This window comes from Acidovorax kalamii, assembly GCF_002245625.1.
GTDB classification, from domain to species: domain Bacteria; phylum Pseudomonadota; class Gammaproteobacteria; order Burkholderiales; family Burkholderiaceae_C; genus Acidovorax; species Acidovorax kalamii.
In genome coordinates this window covers 205,918-220,277 of the sequence record NZ_NOIG01000008.1, presented here as the reverse complement: position 1 = coordinate 220,277, position 14,360 = coordinate 205,918, and the positions used below count along the sequence as shown (strand labels likewise).

Annotated in this window: 13 protein-coding genes; 5 read left to right on the top strand and 8 right to left on the bottom strand. The window is 69.1% G+C overall.

Annotation, left to right across the window (positions count from 1 at the left end; genetic code table 11):
- Positions 1–47 precede the first annotated feature (47 nt).
- Entirely contained in the window at positions 48–413 is a 366-nt protein-coding gene (locus CBY09_RS12380) for a YciI family protein (protein ID WP_063462260.1), read from the top strand.
- A gap of 20 nt (positions 414–433) precedes the next feature.
- Here CBY09_RS12380 and CBY09_RS12375 read toward each other — a convergent pair whose 3' ends face one another.
- The 4 genes from CBY09_RS12375 to CBY09_RS12360 form a co-directional block, all read right to left on the bottom strand.
- Positions 434–2,359, bottom strand: a complete 1,926-nt coding sequence (locus tag CBY09_RS12375; protein ID WP_094289912.1) for a putative bifunctional diguanylate cyclase/phosphodiesterase — start codon at positions 2,357–2,359, stop codon at positions 434–436.
- Positions 2,356–2,907, bottom strand: coding sequence for a YfiR family protein (locus CBY09_RS12370; RefSeq protein WP_094289911.1), 552 nt, complete (start codon positions 2,905–2,907; stop codon positions 2,356–2,358). The genes CBY09_RS12375 and CBY09_RS12370 overlap by 4 nt, the downstream gene beginning before the upstream one ends.
- Before the next feature lie 3 nt (positions 2,908–2,910).
- Positions 2,911–4,959: a TonB-dependent receptor plug domain-containing protein gene (locus tag CBY09_RS12365; protein ID WP_240515704.1), complete on the bottom strand. Its 2,049-nt coding sequence runs from the start codon at positions 4,957–4,959 to the stop codon at positions 2,911–2,913.
- Positions 4,960–5,111: 152 nt separating this feature from the next.
- Positions 5,112–9,047 carry a WG repeat-containing protein gene (locus tag CBY09_RS12360; RefSeq protein WP_094289910.1) on the bottom strand — a complete coding sequence of 1,312 codons (3,936 nt, stop codon included), beginning with the start codon at positions 9,045–9,047 and terminating at the stop codon, positions 5,112–5,114.
- 268 nt (positions 9,048–9,315) lie between these two features.
- On the opposite strand from CBY09_RS12360, the gene CBY09_RS12355 reads away from it, so the two are divergent.
- From CBY09_RS12355 to CBY09_RS12340, 4 genes are all read left to right on the top strand, one after another.
- Positions 9,316–9,732 (top strand): YciI family protein, encoded by a 417-nt coding sequence (locus CBY09_RS12355; protein WP_094289909.1) that lies wholly within the window; start codon positions 9,316–9,318, stop codon positions 9,730–9,732.
- 33 nt (positions 9,733–9,765) lie between these two features.
- On the top strand, positions 9,766–10,302 hold the full coding sequence (locus tag CBY09_RS12350; RefSeq protein ID WP_094289908.1) for an SRPBCC family protein: 537 nt from the start codon (positions 9,766–9,768) through the stop codon (positions 10,300–10,302).
- Between the two features lie 61 nt (positions 10,303–10,363).
- The gene (locus tag CBY09_RS12345; RefSeq protein ID WP_094289907.1) at positions 10,364–10,771 is read left to right on the top strand and encodes a VOC family protein; all 408 of its coding nucleotides are present in this window, start codon (positions 10,364–10,366) and stop codon (positions 10,769–10,771) included.
- Positions 10,772–10,777: 6 nt separating this feature from the next.
- Positions 10,778–12,073: an RNA polymerase sigma factor gene (locus tag CBY09_RS12340; RefSeq protein ID WP_165773904.1), complete on the top strand. Its 1,296-nt coding sequence runs from the start codon at positions 10,778–10,780 to the stop codon at positions 12,071–12,073.
- An 11-nt stretch (positions 12,074–12,084) separates the two neighbouring features.
- Here CBY09_RS12340 and CBY09_RS12335 read toward each other — a convergent pair whose 3' ends face one another.
- The 4 genes from CBY09_RS12335 to CBY09_RS12320 form a co-directional block, all read right to left on the bottom strand.
- Entirely contained in the window at positions 12,085–12,582 is a 498-nt protein-coding gene (locus CBY09_RS12335) for a ribonuclease HI family protein (RefSeq protein ID WP_094289906.1), read from the bottom strand.
- Entirely contained in the window at positions 12,579–12,842 is a 264-nt protein-coding gene (locus CBY09_RS12330) for a DUF3297 family protein (protein WP_056742544.1), read from the bottom strand. Before CBY09_RS12330 ends, CBY09_RS12335 begins: the two co-directional genes overlap by 4 nt.
- 77 nt (positions 12,843–12,919) lie before the next feature.
- Entirely contained in the window at positions 12,920–13,501 is a 582-nt protein-coding gene (locus tag CBY09_RS12325) for an NnrU family protein (RefSeq protein WP_094290204.1), read from the bottom strand.
- 175 nt (positions 13,502–13,676) lie between these two features.
- On the bottom strand, positions 13,677–14,288 hold the full coding sequence (locus tag CBY09_RS12320) for a 3'-5' exonuclease (protein ID WP_094289905.1): 612 nt from the start codon (positions 14,286–14,288) through the stop codon (positions 13,677–13,679).
- Positions 14,289–14,360: the final 72 nt, after the last annotated feature.

Here is a 14,360-nt window from a genome sequence, read left to right as displayed (position 1 = left end):
CCCACGCGGGCCCTACCCCTTTTTTCCTTCTGCTCAGGAGACACCCCATGCCCTACATGCTGCTCATCATGGAACCCCACGGCCAACGCGCCGAGCGGGGGCTGGCGGGGGGGCAGGAGGCCTATGCGCGCATGCAGCGGTTTGGCGAAGGGCTGCAGGCGCGGGGCCTGTTGCGTGCCTCCGAGTCGCTGGCTTCCACCGACCAGGCCGTGCGCCTGCAGGTGCGCGAGGGCCAGACCCGGCTGGTGGATGGCCCGTTTGCCGAGACCAAGGAAATGGTGGGCGGCTTCTATCTGCTGGACTGCGCCACCCGCGACGAGGCTGTGGCCATTGCACGTGCATGCCCGGCCGCCGAATGGGCCACCGTGGAAGTGCGCGAGGTCGCCCCCTGCTACCACGGCGCCGAGGCCTGAGCAGCCCTGCGCCCTGCGCGCTACGCCGTGGTGCCCGCCTGCAGTGCCAGAAACTGCGCCACCGGCATGGGTCGCGCAAACACATAACCCTGCAGCACATCGCAACCTTGCTGCACCAGGTAGTCGGCCTGCTGCGGGGTTTCCACGCCCTCGGCAGTCACCTGCAGCCCCAGGCCATGCGCCAGCGCCACGATGGCGGTGACGATGGTGCGGCTGTGTTCCTGCTCGGGCAGGTCGCGCACAAAGCTGCGGTCGATCTTCAGGCGCCGCATCGGCAACTGGCGCAGGTAGGCCAGCGATGAGTAGCCCGTGCCGAAATCGTCGATGGCCAGGTGGATGCCCAGCTGGCTCAGGCGGTGCAGCGTGTGGGCACCGGCCTCCATGTTTTCCATGAGCACGGTTTCGGTGAGTTCGATTTCGAGCAGGTGGGCAGGCAGGCCTTCTTCGCGCAGGATATCCATCACGCGCTCCAGAAACTGTGGGTCGCCCAGCTGGCGCGCCGAGATGTTGACGGCCACCCGCAGCGGCCCGGGCGCGGTCCAGCGCGCGGCGTCGCGGCAGGCGGTGCGCAGCACCCAGTAGCCCAGCGGCACGATGAGGCCGCAGTCCTCGGCCACCGACACGGCTTCGAGTGGCGACACAGGGCCCAGCTCGGCGTGCGTCCAGCGCAGCAGCGCCTCGGCCCCCACCAGGGCCTGGCCACGCGCGGAAAACAGCGGCTGGTAATGCAGTGCCAGCCCGCCGCCCTGCTGCTCAAGCTCGGCGCGCAGCGCATGTTCGATGGCCTGGCGGCGCACCACGGCCTGGTTCATCGACGGCTCGAAGCGCACGCAGCGGTTCTTGCCCATCTCCTTGGCGCGGTACATGGCGGTGTCGGCGTTGCTGACCAGGGCGTTGACGTCGGGCGCATCGTCGGGAAAAGTCGCAATGCCCGCGCTGCCCGTGACATTCATCTGCTGTCCCACCTCGGTGTAGGCGGCCTGGAAGACGCCGATGATGCGCTGCGCGTACTTCTGCAGCGCGGCATCGTCCATGTCCAGCCGCAGGATCAGCGCAAACTCGTCGCCCCCCAGGCGTGCGATGGTGTCGTCGCTGCGCACCACGGACTGCAGGCGCTGCGCCACCTGGCGCAGCAGGCCGTCGCCCGCCGCATGCCCGAAGGTGTCGTTGAGCGTCTTGAAGTTGTCCAGGTCGATGTAGACCAGCGCCACCCGGTGCCCCTGACTGCGGGCCTGCTCCAGCTCGGCGGCCAGCCGTTCGTTGAACGCATGGCGGTTGCCAGTGCCGGTGACGGCGTCGGTGTGGGCCAGCGTGTGCAGCCGGTGCTCGGCCTCGCGCACCGCGGCGCGGCTGCGCAGCACCATGGCCGTGGCCACCCCCATCGCACACACGGCCACCAGCAGTGCGCTGACAAAACGCAGGGCCAGCCGGGTGTGCAGCTCGCGCATCGACTTGCGGATGTACAGCGTGCCCAGGGGATTCGCCGTGCCCACCGCACCCGGGATGGCGCGGGCGATCTCCAGCCTCTCCCAGCTGGAGCGCTCCAGCGCACCATGCATGCCCGCCGCGCGCAGCGTGGTCGGAAACTCCGGGTCGCGCTCGCGCACATAGTGGGCAAACAGCACGCCGTTGTTGTCGTACACACCCGCCGCCAGCACCATCGACGACGAGCGCAGCGCACCCAGCATCTCATTGGCCGTGCCCGTGTCGCGGAACATCACGGCTGCCGAGATGTTGTCGGCCACGATGGCGGCCTCCACGCGGCTGTCCTGCAGCATGGAGCTGCGGGTGCTCCAGTAGTCCATGGCCGTGAGCGCCAGCACCACGGTCAGCAGCGCCAGGCCCGCCGACAGGATGCCCGTGGCCACCAGCCGCGAGGACAGCAGGATGGGCGGCAGCAGCGGAGCCGGTGCCTGGGGGGCGGGTGTGGGCTGCAGGGGGGTCATTTGCCCGCCCGGGCCAGGCGCAACAGCCTGGAGCTGATGGTGAGCCCCGCTTTCGCGGCCGCATCGGGGTTGATGCCAAACACGATGCGGCCATCGCGCTGGGCCAGTGCGATGACGATTTCGGGGTTGACGAAGGTCAGCTCATCAGAGACCGTGAGCACGCCGTGCGCCGCAGGCAGGGCACGCAGCGCGCGCAGCGCGGGCTCGACATCTGCATTGCTCAGCACCACCACCCGGCACTGGCGCAGGCTGGCGGGTTCCAGCAGCTTCACCCGCAGGGTGCGGCCCTTGCTGGCGGGTTTGCCCTCCAGCGCACTCAGGGGGCGCTTGAGCGGGCTGAAGGGTGACACGCACAGGCCTATCTCCTGGGGCGAGTCCGCCTCGCTGTCGGGCCACTCGATGAACTGGATGAAGTTGAAGATGTAGGCGGCCTTCAGCTCCAGCTCGCCCACGGGTTCATTGGCGTGGCTGGCGCCTCCACCCACCGCGCACAGCGCCACCCACAGCCAGGCCACCAGCTTTGTGTGTAGGCGCAGGGGGGGGCACATGGCTCAGAAAGCGTAGGTGAGCTTGATGCGGTAGGTCCGCCCGTCCTGGCGCACGGTGTCGTCGCGGATCTCGAACGAGGCCGGATCGGCATGCTGGCGGTTGAACAGGTTGTAGACCCCCACCGACACATCGACATCGGCCACGCGGGTGGTGTAGGTGGCATTGGCCAGCACGTGCCCTGGCAGGCGCGTGCCGCGCAGCGTGCTGCGCGGGCCGATGCCGATGGCCTCGATGGCATAGCGCCCCGTGCCGACACCCGGCACCGCGCCCCAGCGCAGGGTGTCCGACCATTGCAGCTTGAGCAGGTGCCGGGGGGCATTGGTCAGCGGCCCGGCCTGCGAGGGGTCGCGCGCCCGCTGCCAGCCGTAGGCCACGCGCAGGCGCTGGCCGCCCTGCCAGCGCTGTTCGGCCTCGGCCTCCAGGCCGTGCACCTGCACGGCGCGGGTGTTGCCCACCGTGAGCCGGTCCACATGGCCCGCAGCGTCCAGCACGATCAGATCGGTCACCGAAGAGCGGAATGCCGTGAGCAGCCAGCGGCTGGCGCCGGTGGGTGCGTGCTCCAGCGCCAGCTCGGTGGTGCGCACGCGCTCCGGGCGCAGCCCAGCACCCTCCACCACCCCACCCGGCAGGTCCACGCGGTAGTCGCGCTCGTAGGCGTTGGGGGGGCGGTAGGCCGTGCCGTGCAGCAGCTTGACGGCGGTGGCGGGGTTCCACCAATACACCAGCCCCAGGCGGGGGTGGACGGCGCTTGCGCTGCCCGACTGCTTGCCCCAGCGCAGCCCGGCATGGAGCGTGAGGTCGGCACTGAGCGCGAACTCGTCCTGGAAGTACAGGCCCAGCACGTCACCCTTGCGGCGGGCATCCAGGTACTGGGCGGGCGGCGCAAGGTCGATGTTGGTCTGGTCGATGCGTGTGTCGCGCCGGTAGTCCAGGCCCCAGGACAGCTTGTGGCGCGCCAGCGCCGTGCTCACCCACTGCCACTCGGTGCCCCACCACTGGCCGGTGCCCACATCGCGGTTCTGCGTGATGGGCGGGTAGTCGTACACATAGTCGCCCACGAACTGGTAGCGGCCTGCATGCAGCCGCCCGGTGAAGGCCAGCGTGGGCTGCAGCTGCGTGGTGTATTCGGCCGCCAGCAGCGTGGTTTGGTCGATGAAGCGCGAACGCGGGTCGTTGAAGACCTGCGAAAACGCCGCCGTGGGCACGCCCTTGGTGCGCTCGCCATGGGCCAGCGTGAGCGCCAGCCCCCCGTGCGCCCGGCGCACGAACAGCTGGGTGCTGCGGTCATAGTCCAGCCGCTGCGCCAGGCCGCCGGGGTTCCCGGGCGTGTCGAAGGCGGGGGAATACTGGTCGGCGCCGCGCGTGGTGGCCCGCGTGGCCGAGACCAGCCAGTCGGCGCCCAGTGCATCCACCGTGCCCACCGACAACCGCAGCTTGGCACTGCCATGGCTGCCTGCTTCGGCGCTCACCTGCGGCCCGGCAATCTGGCGGCCATTGCGCGTGATCACATTGACCACCCCAAAAAAGGCGTTGGCCCCATACACCGCCGACCCGGGCCCGGGCACAAATTCCACCCGGTCCACCAGGTCCAGGTCCAGCGGAAAGTCGGTGCCAATGCCCGCCTGGTCGTAGAGGTTGTCGTTGAAACGCACCCCGTTGACCAGCAGCAGCACGCGCGTGTTGTAGTCGCCCGGGGTGGCAAAACCCCGCATGCCCAGGTAGTGGTAGGCGCGGTCGTAGGAGATGTACAGCCCGCGCATGCTGCCCAGCACCTCGGCCAGCGTGCGGTAGCCAAACAGCCGGATGTCGTCGGCCGTGACCACGCTCACGGCGGCGGGGGCTTCGAGTGCGGTCTGTGCATAGCGGCTGGCCGTGGTGACCTGCATCTGCATGAGCTGCTCCAGCGGCAGGTCGGCCACGGCCACCTGGGTTTGCGCAGACACATTGGCCGCAGCGGCAGCACACAGCCAGGCCAGCACCCGGGGGGCCCAAAGCGCCCTGGCCACCAGGGGCCTTGGTGGCGGCTGCGGGTTGCTCGATCCTCGTGCCATGGGCTGGGCTCCGTGTGTGGCTGGCTGGCGCTCTGTCGTTCGAGGCTGGCGTGCGGGAGGCGCGTCAAGCGTGGATCAGGTCTTTACAAATTGTATCCAGCCAGAGGTACAGATCACAGGGCCCGGGATCGGTGATGTCCCTAGGAAAGCCCTCAGTCCTCTCCCCGTTCCCGGGCCCGGGCGGCATAGACCAGGCCCACCCGCCGGTACAGCCCGCGCCAGCCAAAGGTGTAGAGCAGCACCACCGCGCAGGCGGCGCCCAGCCAGGGGCTCAGCGGTGCGGAAAACAGGAAGCGCCAGGCCCAGTACAGCTCCGAAAAGCCCATCAGCAGCGCCGTGCCCAGCCCGATCCAGGGGCCCTCGGCGCGCCAGGCGGCCACCGACACGAAGGCATGGGCCACGAGGGCGGCCAGCCCCAGCACCAGGTGGGTCACCATGGCCAGGAAGGGCCGCACCTCGAACCAGCCGGCCAGCCCACCCAGCGTGGGCGTGTCTGCCGACTTGGCGCCCAGCATGGTCTTGAGCGCAAAGGCCGTGAAGAGGCCTTTTTGCCGCAGCCGCCCCGTAGCCGTCTCGTGGCTGCCCATCAGCGAATCCGCGAGCTTGCGCGTGAGCCAGTCGCTGCCGGATGTGGTGCTGCTGGAATCGTCGTCGTCCTCGGGCGGCAACTGCCGGATGGCGCCCGGCACCTGGCTGCGCAGGGCTTCGGGCACATGCTCGATGGCGCTTCCGTTGCTTCGCACGGCCCAGGCGCACACGGTGAGCGTGCGCTGGGCCTGCGGCACCGATTCCAGCCGCCAGCCCCCGCTGCGCACATGCTCGATGCAGGCCTCTTCGCTCAGCATGGCGGGCGGAATCTGCCCGAACTCCTTCACGTTCTGGCGCAGGGCGGCTGCATAGCGTGCCGGGGTCATCAGGCGGCGCGGCACAAAACGCACCGTGTCTTCATCGGCAGCCAGGGCTGCATCGACCATGGCATGGGTGATGCGTTCGCGCGGAATGTCGGCCAGCGTGCGCGGGTGTGTGTGCAGCTGCGCCACCAGCGTGGCATCGTCGGCCGCTGCAGTCTGGCCCTGGGCCAGTGCCTGCAGCCAGCGGGTGTCTTCGGCCTCGTCCCACTGCGCGCGGTAGGTCGAATCCAGCGACAGCACCGTGGAGGCCTCCAGCGCCGCAGCCTGGTGGTTGCCCAGCGCGCGGTGGGCGCTGGCCATCACGTAGTGCGCGTGTTGCTCGTAGCGCATCTCTGGGCGGCCCCGCTGCGCGTCGGCAAGGGCACCTTCGCAGTCCCCGGCCCAGAGCTTCACCCAGGCGCGGGTGCCATGCCAGTGGCTGCCTTCGCGGGCATCGCCCTCTTTGCGGGCGTCGGCCAGGTCGTCCTCGATCAGCCGCGTGGTCACCTCCAGGCGCAGGGGCTCGGGCACGTGCGGGAACATGTCCGAGCGGTCCTGCAGCGCAGCCACACAGACCTCCACGCTGCGCAGCGGCGCGGGGATTTTGGCCAGCGACAGGCCGTTGGTGCGGGCCGATGCCAGGCACAGCGCAGGCGTGATGAGTGCGGGCGGAATCTCTTCAATCAGGCAGCCATAGTCGTGCCGCACCGCCAGCGCGGCCAGCTCCGGCGTGATCCGGCTTTTGTCGATGTAGCTGATGTTGTAGATGTCGGCCTTGAGGGCGGCCTGCTCCACGGCGTCGGTGCGCAGCCAGTGCGCCAGGGCGCGCAGCGGGGTCCCGGCCCGCACGGCCTGGAGCGCCAGCGCGGGGGTCAGCAGGCAGCCCCACAGGTCGTACAGGCTGTTGTGGTCCCACTCGGTGGGCAGGCGGCTGTTGCGCTCGTCGCGCCAGTCCCATTCGTGCTGGCCCGCATACAGTGCGCGCGCCAGTGCCAGGCCCTCGGTCGTCATGCACTGGGGCGGGATGTTGGCGGCAACCTCTGCGCCCCGGCGAATCAAGGCCGACAGCCGCTCGGGGGTCTGGAAGGCGGCGGGCACCCAGGCGAGCGCCTCCACGTCGCTGGCCAGTGCCGCATCCACCATGGCATCGTCGCACCAGGGCGCGGGCACCTGGGCGATGGCATAGCGGTCGCTGGCCACGGCCTGCAACCATTCTTCGCGGGTCTGGGGCAGCGGGCGTTCGGCCTGCGGGGGGGCGCCCCCCTCGCTGTCCTCGCCGTTCTTGGCGGCATTGTCGGCGCCTTCTGCGTTGGCGTGCCGGGCGATGGCCTGGCGGCGGGCGCGCTGGGCGGTTTCCAGTGCATCCAGGCTGGGGGCGGCCATCAGCCACAGTTCCCACCAGGCGTCGCCATCGCCCGAGTCGGCGTGTTGGTACAGGCTCAGCCACTGCTCGCGCGTTTCGCGCAGCACGCCGCTGTCGCCCGGCAGGGCCTGGGCCAGGGGCACGGCCCAGGCCAGGGTGTGGCTGGTGCTGTACTGGGTGGGCGCGGCATGCTCCGGGTCGGGGTCGGGCGTGCCGTATGGCTCCGTGAGGGCCCGGACCATCGCCGTGCGCGCCTGTTCCACCGTGTCGCTGAGCTGGCCGCACAAGAACTCGTAGGGCCCGTTGTGCTCTTCGCTGATGTAGGTGCGCATCACGCGCCGCACCACCACCGCGCGGTGGGCCTGCACGGTGTCTTCGTCTTCCTCTTCGTCGTCATCATCATCGTCTTCGTCCGATGCGGTCTCGGGCTCCAGGGTCTCGCCCGCCGCCAGCCGGTGCAGGCGGGCTTCGGCGTCGGCCAGCATTGACTGGGCCAGGGGCGCGATGCCATCCAGCGTGGCGATGCCCTCCAGGTGTTCCGTCACTGGGGGCTCAAAGAAAGGCCGGGGGGGTTGGCAGGGGGCCCCGGCGCCGCTGCGCCACAGGGCCGTGCCATCGGCGTCCTGCAGCGTGGCGTGCTGGCCGTCGTAAGTGGCGCGCCAGACCATGGCGCCGTCCTTGTCGATCCAGGCCACCTGGCCATCGCGGGTGAGAAAGGGCACCAGCGGAGTGTCGGGCTGCTCCTCCACCAGCCATCCGTCGCTGTTGGTCAGCGGCTCCAGCAGCGGGTCACCCAGCGGGATGAGCTGGCCATCGGTGTGCAGCAGCGCCCAGGTGGGCGGGCTCGTGTCGCCCCGGCGCACTGCGGTGCGCGCCACGGCAAAGTGGCCTTCGGTGCGGAAGTGGCTGCCAAACGCCAGGGGCGGTGTGGGCAGGGTGGTGCCATCGGCGCGCAGAAAATCCGTGCCGTTGTAGGTGTTGGCGGCCAAGCCACAGGCCATGTAGTGCGACAGATGGCGTTCGCCCTTGACCACCACGTGGCCCTTCGCATCCAGGTAGCCATGGCCGTTGTTCCAGGCGTCGGGTTCGTCAAAAAAGGCCAGGCCTTCGCTGTTGAAGGCATCGATGCGGGGGTAGCGGGGTTCCAGCACCCACTCGCCCCGGGTGTCGATCAGGCCCCAGGTCTCCGCGTCCAGCGATGCCGGGGTGACCGGCAGCTCACCAAAGGGTTCGACAGCCTTGAAGCGGGGCTCGATCACCCACTGGCCGTGGCGGTTCACAAAACCCTGGCGGCGCTGGTTCTTGTCCTTCTTCCAGACCACAGCACGGGCCAGGCCCTCGGCGCCGAACAGGCTCAGGTCGTGGAAGCTGTCCTCGCAGGTAAAGCGCCCTTCACGGTCGATGATGCGCCAGGCATTGGGGCCCACCTTCACGGCGCACAGGCCGTCGTGAAAAGGCCGCGTGTCCTCAAACCGGGGCGGGATCACCACCTCGCCCGCCCGGTTCACAAAGCCCCAGTGCCCGTCCTGCAGAAAACGCGCCATGCCATCGTCCGAGTGGCTGCGCGCGCTGTCCAGTGTGGGGGGCGTGCGCCAGCGGGCCTCGCCGTCGATGTAGCCCCAGCGGCCGTCGTCGGCCATGGCGGCCGCAATCCAGCCGCCCTGCCCGTCGGCGCTGAAGCGAAACACCATCTGCAGGCCCTCGGGCGGGCTGCTGGCGCGGCCGGGGCCGTGCACGATCACACAGGCATGGCGGGCACCGTCGGGCGACAGCGGGATGTTGGCGATGCGCGGGGGCGCGGCTGGGCTCTGGGTGTGTTGTTGTGTGTTGTGCATGGGCTCCGTTTCCTCCGCCGCGGATCGTAGCCACGCACCACCACACACACGTAATAGGACGTAATCGCGAGGGGCATGCGCACAAGCGGCTGGTTTTGGGCTTGCGTGGGCGCAGCCTTTCCCTCGGCGTACCGATTTTTCTAGGTGAAAACCCTTGTTTGTCGAAAAACATGTCGAATCTGGCGACCCCCGTTCGTCGTGGTGGATGAGAGCGGCAAAAACCTGCCGTCTCACACATCCACTTGTTCACCACCACAGGAGAAATGCCATGCGATTCATGATTTTGGTCAAGGCCAGCCCCGAGAGCGAAGCCGGTGTCATGCCCGGTGAGGACCTGCTGGCCGCCATGGGCGCCTACCACGAGGAACTGGCCCGCGCGGGCGTGCTGCTGGACGGCGTGGGCCTGAAGGCCAGTGCCCAGGGCTGGCGGGTGCGCTACGGCAAGGGGGGCGAGCGCACGGTCGTCGATGGCCCGTTCACCGAAACCAAGGAGCTGCTGGCGGGCTACACGCTGATCCAGGTGCGCTCCCGTGAAGAGGCCATGGAATGGGCGCGGCGCTTCCCTAACCCGCGCGGCGAAGGCCTGGAGGCAGAGATCGAGGTGCGCCCGGTTTTTGAGCTGGACGACTTCGCACCCGGCGAGGCCGTGCAGCGTTTTCGCGACCTCGACGCCGCGCGCGGCTGAGCCCTGCTGCCTTGTGACACAGGAGACCCCACCATGATCAAGACCGTTGCCCTCGTGCTGCTCGCCGCCCTGGCCCTGCTGCTGGCCTATGCCGCCACACGCCCCGACACCTTCCGCGTGGAACGCAGCCGTGTGATTGCGGCCCCGCCCGAGCAGCTCTATGGCCTCATCCACGACCTGCGCCAGTTCAACACCTGGAACCCCTACGAACGCAAGGACCCCGCCATCAAGGGCGAGTACAGCGCCACCACCACCGGCCCCGGCGCACGCTACGCCTGGCAGGGCGACAAGGTGGGCACCGGCAGCATGGAGATCGTGGACGCCACGGCCCCCCGCCGCGTGGGCATGAAGCTCGACTTTGTGAAACCCTTCGAAGCCCACAACCAGGTCGAGTTCACGCTGCTGCCCGAGGGCGCCGGCGCCACCCGCGTCACCTGGGCCATGCAGGGCCCCGTGCCCTACCTCGCCAAGATCGCCCACCTGTTCTTCAACATGGACCGCATGGTGGGGCAGGACTTCGAGGACGGCCTGGCCAACCTGCAGGCCGTGGTGCAAAAGCCTGCGGGCTGAGCGACCTGCTTTGCAAACCCCCCGTTTTCCCTATACCTTCCCCTTCCTTCAGGAGCACTTCATGCACCAACAGATCTTCGTGAACCTGCCCATCGAGAACATGGCCCGCTCGCAGGCCTTCTTTCGCGCGCTGGGCTATGAATTCAACCCCCAGTTCACCAACGACCAGGGCGCCTGCCTGGTGGTGGGCGAGAACCTCTTCGTGATGCTGCTGGTGAAAGACTTCTACCAGACCTTCACCAGCAAAACGATTGCCGACGCACGCACCACCTCCGAAGTGCTGGTGTGCTTCTCATGCGGCAGCCGTGCAGAGGTCGATGCCCTGGTGGACAAGGCCGTGGCCGCAGGTGGCACCACCCCCCGCCCCGCGCAGGACCTGGGCTTCATGTACTCGCGCAGCTTTGATGACCTCGATGGCCACACCTGGGAATTTGTGCACATGGTGGATGCAAGCCAAGCCCTGGGCTGACTGCCGGTGAGCGCGCCCGCCCTGCCCGACCGTGATGCCCTGCACCGCAGCATCGACTCCGTGTGGCGTATCGAGGCCGCACGCATCATCGCCAGCGTGGCGCGCATGACGCGCGACGTGGGTCGGGCCGAAGAGCTGGCGCAGGATGCGCTGCTGGCCGCGCTGGAGCACTGGCCGCAAACCGGCCTGCCCGCCAACCCGGCCGCCTGGCTCATGACCACGGCCAAACGCCGCGCCATCGACCACCTGCGCCAGCAGGCCCTGCACCAGCGCGAGCACGAAGCCCTGGGCCACGACCTCGAAGCGCTCGAGGCGCAGTACGCGCCCGACGTGGTGGACACCCTGATGCATGCCGAGCAGGACGACATCGGCGACGACCTGCTGCGCCTCATGTTCACCGCCTGCCACCCCGTGCTGCCCACCGAGGCGCGTGTGGCGCTCACGCTGCGGCTGCTGGGTGGCCTCACCACGGCCGAGATCGCGCGCGCCTTCCTGGTGCCCGAGCCCACCATCGCGCAGCGCATCGTGCGCGCCAAGCGCAGCCTCACGGCCGCCCATGTGCCGTTTGAGGTGCCCGGTGCGGCCGAGCGTGCACCACGCCTGGCCTCGGTGCTGGAGGTGATCTACCTCATCTTTAACGAAGGTTATGCCGCCACGGCGGGCGACGACTGGATGCGCCCCGCACTGTGCGGCGAGGCCCAGCGCCTGGTGCGCGTGCTGGCCAGTCTGGCGCCCGACGAGCCCGAGGTGCAAGGCCTGGTGGCGCTGCTCGAAATCCAGGCCTCGCGCCTGCCCGCACGCACCGATGCGCAGGGCCAGCCCGTGCTGCTCATGGACCAGGACCGCGCGCGCTGGGACCACCTGCTGGTGCGCCGCGGCCTGGCTGCGCTCGACAAGGCCGAGCAGCTCGCGCGCACCGGCAAGCCCTGGGGGCCATACGCGCTGCAGGGCGCCATTGCCGCCTGCCATGCACGCGCCCGGCAGGCGCAAGACACCGACTGGCCCCACATCGTGGCGCTGTACGACGCACTGCTGCAGGTCGCGCCCTCGCCCGTGGTGGCGCTGAACCGCGCGGTGGCGGTGGGCATGGCCGAGGGGCCCGGCGCTGCGCTCGTGCTGGTGGATGCGCTGGTGCGCGACCCGACGCTGCGCCATTACCACTGGCTGCCCAGCGTGCGCGGCGATCTGCTGGCCAAGCTGGGCCGGGGGGCGGAAGCGCGGGCCGAGTTTGAGCGCGCGGCGGGCCTCACGCGCAATGCGCAGGAAAAGGCCTTGCTGCTGGCCCGTGCGGCGGGGGATTGAGGGGGGCGTGTTCAGCGCCGCTTTTTCTTCTTCTCGCGGTGCCCCGGCGGTAGGGCCGCCTTGGGCGCCAGCCCCAGCGCAGCGCGTGCCAGGGTATCGGCGGCGCCGTTGCGGTGGCGCGGAATCCACTGCAGGCGAACGTGGTGGAAGGCTTGCAAAGCGCGGCGCGCCTCATCAAACAACACTGCCAGCCGCGCAATCGGTGCCGTGGGTGGGCCGCCCAGCTGTTCCACCAGCACGCTGTTGTCGCTGAACACGTGCACCGGGGTTGATGTGGCAATGCCCTGCTGCGCGAGCCACTGCAGCGCCAACATCAGCGCGCGCAGCTCGGCCTCGTTGTTGCAGCCGGTGAAGGTGGTGGCTTCGGAGATCTGGTGCTGCAAAGTCCCGTCGGGGCCCGTCAGAACCGCTCCCAGGCCCATGCGCCCCGGGTTGGGCCAGGCACTGCCGTCGCAGTGGATCACCCAGGTGCCGGGGGAGAGCGGCGCGGCCGCCCGTGCAGCGGTCACTTGTAGAACGCTTCGACCGTGCCCTTGATCTTGATGAGCAGCGGCTGGCCCTTGCGGTCCACCGTCTTGCCTGCGGGCACCTTCACCCAGCCTTCGCTGATGCAGTATTCCTCCACATCAAAACGCTCCTTGCCGTTCAGGCGGATGCCGATGTCGTGCTCGAACACGGCGGCCACATGGTGCGGGCTGCGGGGGTTGACCGACAGGTGGTCGGGCAGGGGCGGCTGGGCGGGGGTGTTGGGGGTGGTGGCTTCGGTCATAGAGGTCTCAGCGAGAAAGGAGAAAACGCAAAGCGCGGATTCTCCGGCATTTGGGGCGCTTGCTTCCCGGCGCCCGGTCACCGCCCCAGCGGCGCCACGCCAATCAACCACGCATGGCCCCAGAACGCAAAGCCCGCCCAGGCCACCAGGCCCACCACCAGGGCAACGGCCGTGCCCGCAGAACTGCCTGCGGCGTACACCGTGCCCTGGGCACGGTCGCGCTGGCGCGCGGCGCGAAAGCTCAGCACCGCCCACAGCAAGAAGCTGCCAAACAGCAGCACATCGGCCAGGTTGCCGTTGGACAGCAGATGCGCCAGTGCCCACACCTTCACCCCCAGCACCATCGGGTGGTGCAGCCGGGCCTTGAGGGCATTGCGCGGCACATAGGTGGCGGCCAGCAGCACAAAGGCGATCAGCGTCAGCAGCGCAGCGGCGTGCCGCATGCCGATGGGCGGCACCCACAGCACCACGGGCTGCTGCCGCGCCAGGCCATAGCCCCACACGATGAGCGCCAGGCCCACGCCCGACACCAGCGAATACAGCCCCTTCCACGGCATCTCGCCCATGCGCGCCAGCGTTTGCGTGCGCCAGCCATCGGCCACGATGCGCACCGAGTGCACACCCAGAAACAGCACCAGTCCCAAAACCAGAATTCCCATGGCAAAACCTTTCATCGGGGTTGTTGTGGGCGCAGCCCCCTTGTGTGGGGCTGTCGCGGCCCCAGTATGCAAGAAGTTTGAATAAAAAAGGCCTTCTCCGCGCGTCCATCATGCCCTGATAGCTATCAAATTGATAGTATTGATGCGCCGTTTGGCGCGCCCCCCACGGGCTTGGCTAGGCCACCGCGTGCCGTGCCAGCAGCGCTCCCACCTTGGGCTTGGCGCAGCGCTGCAGTGTTTGCAGCAGCGCGTAGCTGGGCTCGGCCACGCGCCAGCGCGTGCGCAGGTCGTGCTGCATGCGCGCCAGCAGCGCGGCCGCCATCTCCGCATCGGCCAGCGCCCGGTGCGCCTGGCCCGTGCGCGGCAGGCCGTGGTAGTCCACCAGCGTGCCCAGTTGGTGGCTGGGCGCGTCGGGGTACAGCCGCCGCGACAGCAGCACCGTGCACGCAAACGGCTGCGGTGCGGGCAGCCCCGCCAGCGCCAGCTCGGCCTGCCAGAACTTGCTGTCAAACGACGCGTTGTGCGCCACCATGGGCGCGTTGCCCACAAAGCGCGCGGCGTCTTGCATCACCTGCGCCGCGTCGGGCGCGGCGTTGACCATTGCGTTGGTGATGCCGGTGAGCTGGGTGATGAACGATGGAATCCACACCCCGGTCTTCATCAGGCTCTGGAACCGGTCCACCACCTGGCCTTGCTCCAGCAGCACGATCGCCACCTCGGTGGCGCGCGCGCCCTGGCCGGGCGAGATGCCGGTGGTTTCGAAGTCGATGACGGCGATGGGGGGCATGGGGGCGGGTGTGAAAAGAAAGGATTGTGCCGCCGCACCCGACCGCAGTGCTGCCTGCCTTGTGTGTCCGCG

What these genes read in the sequence shown, in the direction of transcription:
- CBY09_RS12380 (WP_063462260.1), top strand. Translation starts at nt 48, where the DNA reads ATGCCCTACATGCTGCTCATCATGGAACCCCACGGCCAACGCGCCGAG.
- CBY09_RS12375 (WP_094289912.1), bottom strand. Translation starts at nt 2,359, where the DNA reads ATGACCCCCCTGCAGCCCACACCCGCCCCCCAGGCACCGGCTCCGCTG.
- CBY09_RS12370 (WP_094289911.1), bottom strand. Translation starts at nt 2,907, where the DNA reads ATGTGCCCCCCCCTGCGCCTACACACAAAGCTGGTGGCCTGGCTGTGG.
- CBY09_RS12365 (WP_240515704.1), bottom strand. Translation starts at nt 4,959, where the DNA reads ATGGCACGAGGATCGAGCAACCCGCAGCCGCCACCAAGGCCCCTGGTG.
- CBY09_RS12360 (WP_094289910.1), bottom strand. Translation starts at nt 9,047, where the DNA reads ATGCACAACACACAACAACACACCCAGAGCCCAGCCGCGCCCCCGCGC.
- CBY09_RS12355 (WP_094289909.1), top strand. Translation starts at nt 9,316, where the DNA reads ATGCGATTCATGATTTTGGTCAAGGCCAGCCCCGAGAGCGAAGCCGGT.
- CBY09_RS12350 (WP_094289908.1), top strand. Translation starts at nt 9,766, where the DNA reads ATGATCAAGACCGTTGCCCTCGTGCTGCTCGCCGCCCTGGCCCTGCTG.
- CBY09_RS12345 (WP_094289907.1), top strand. Translation starts at nt 10,364, where the DNA reads ATGCACCAACAGATCTTCGTGAACCTGCCCATCGAGAACATGGCCCGC.
- CBY09_RS12330 (WP_056742544.1), bottom strand. Translation starts at nt 12,842, where the DNA reads ATGACCGAAGCCACCACCCCCAACACCCCCGCCCAGCCGCCCCTGCCC.
- CBY09_RS12325 (WP_094290204.1), bottom strand. Translation starts at nt 13,501, where the DNA reads ATGGGAATTCTGGTTTTGGGACTGGTGCTGTTTCTGGGTGTGCACTCG.
- CBY09_RS12320 (WP_094289905.1), bottom strand. Translation starts at nt 14,288, where the DNA reads ATGCCCCCCATCGCCGTCATCGACTTCGAAACCACCGGCATCTCGCCC.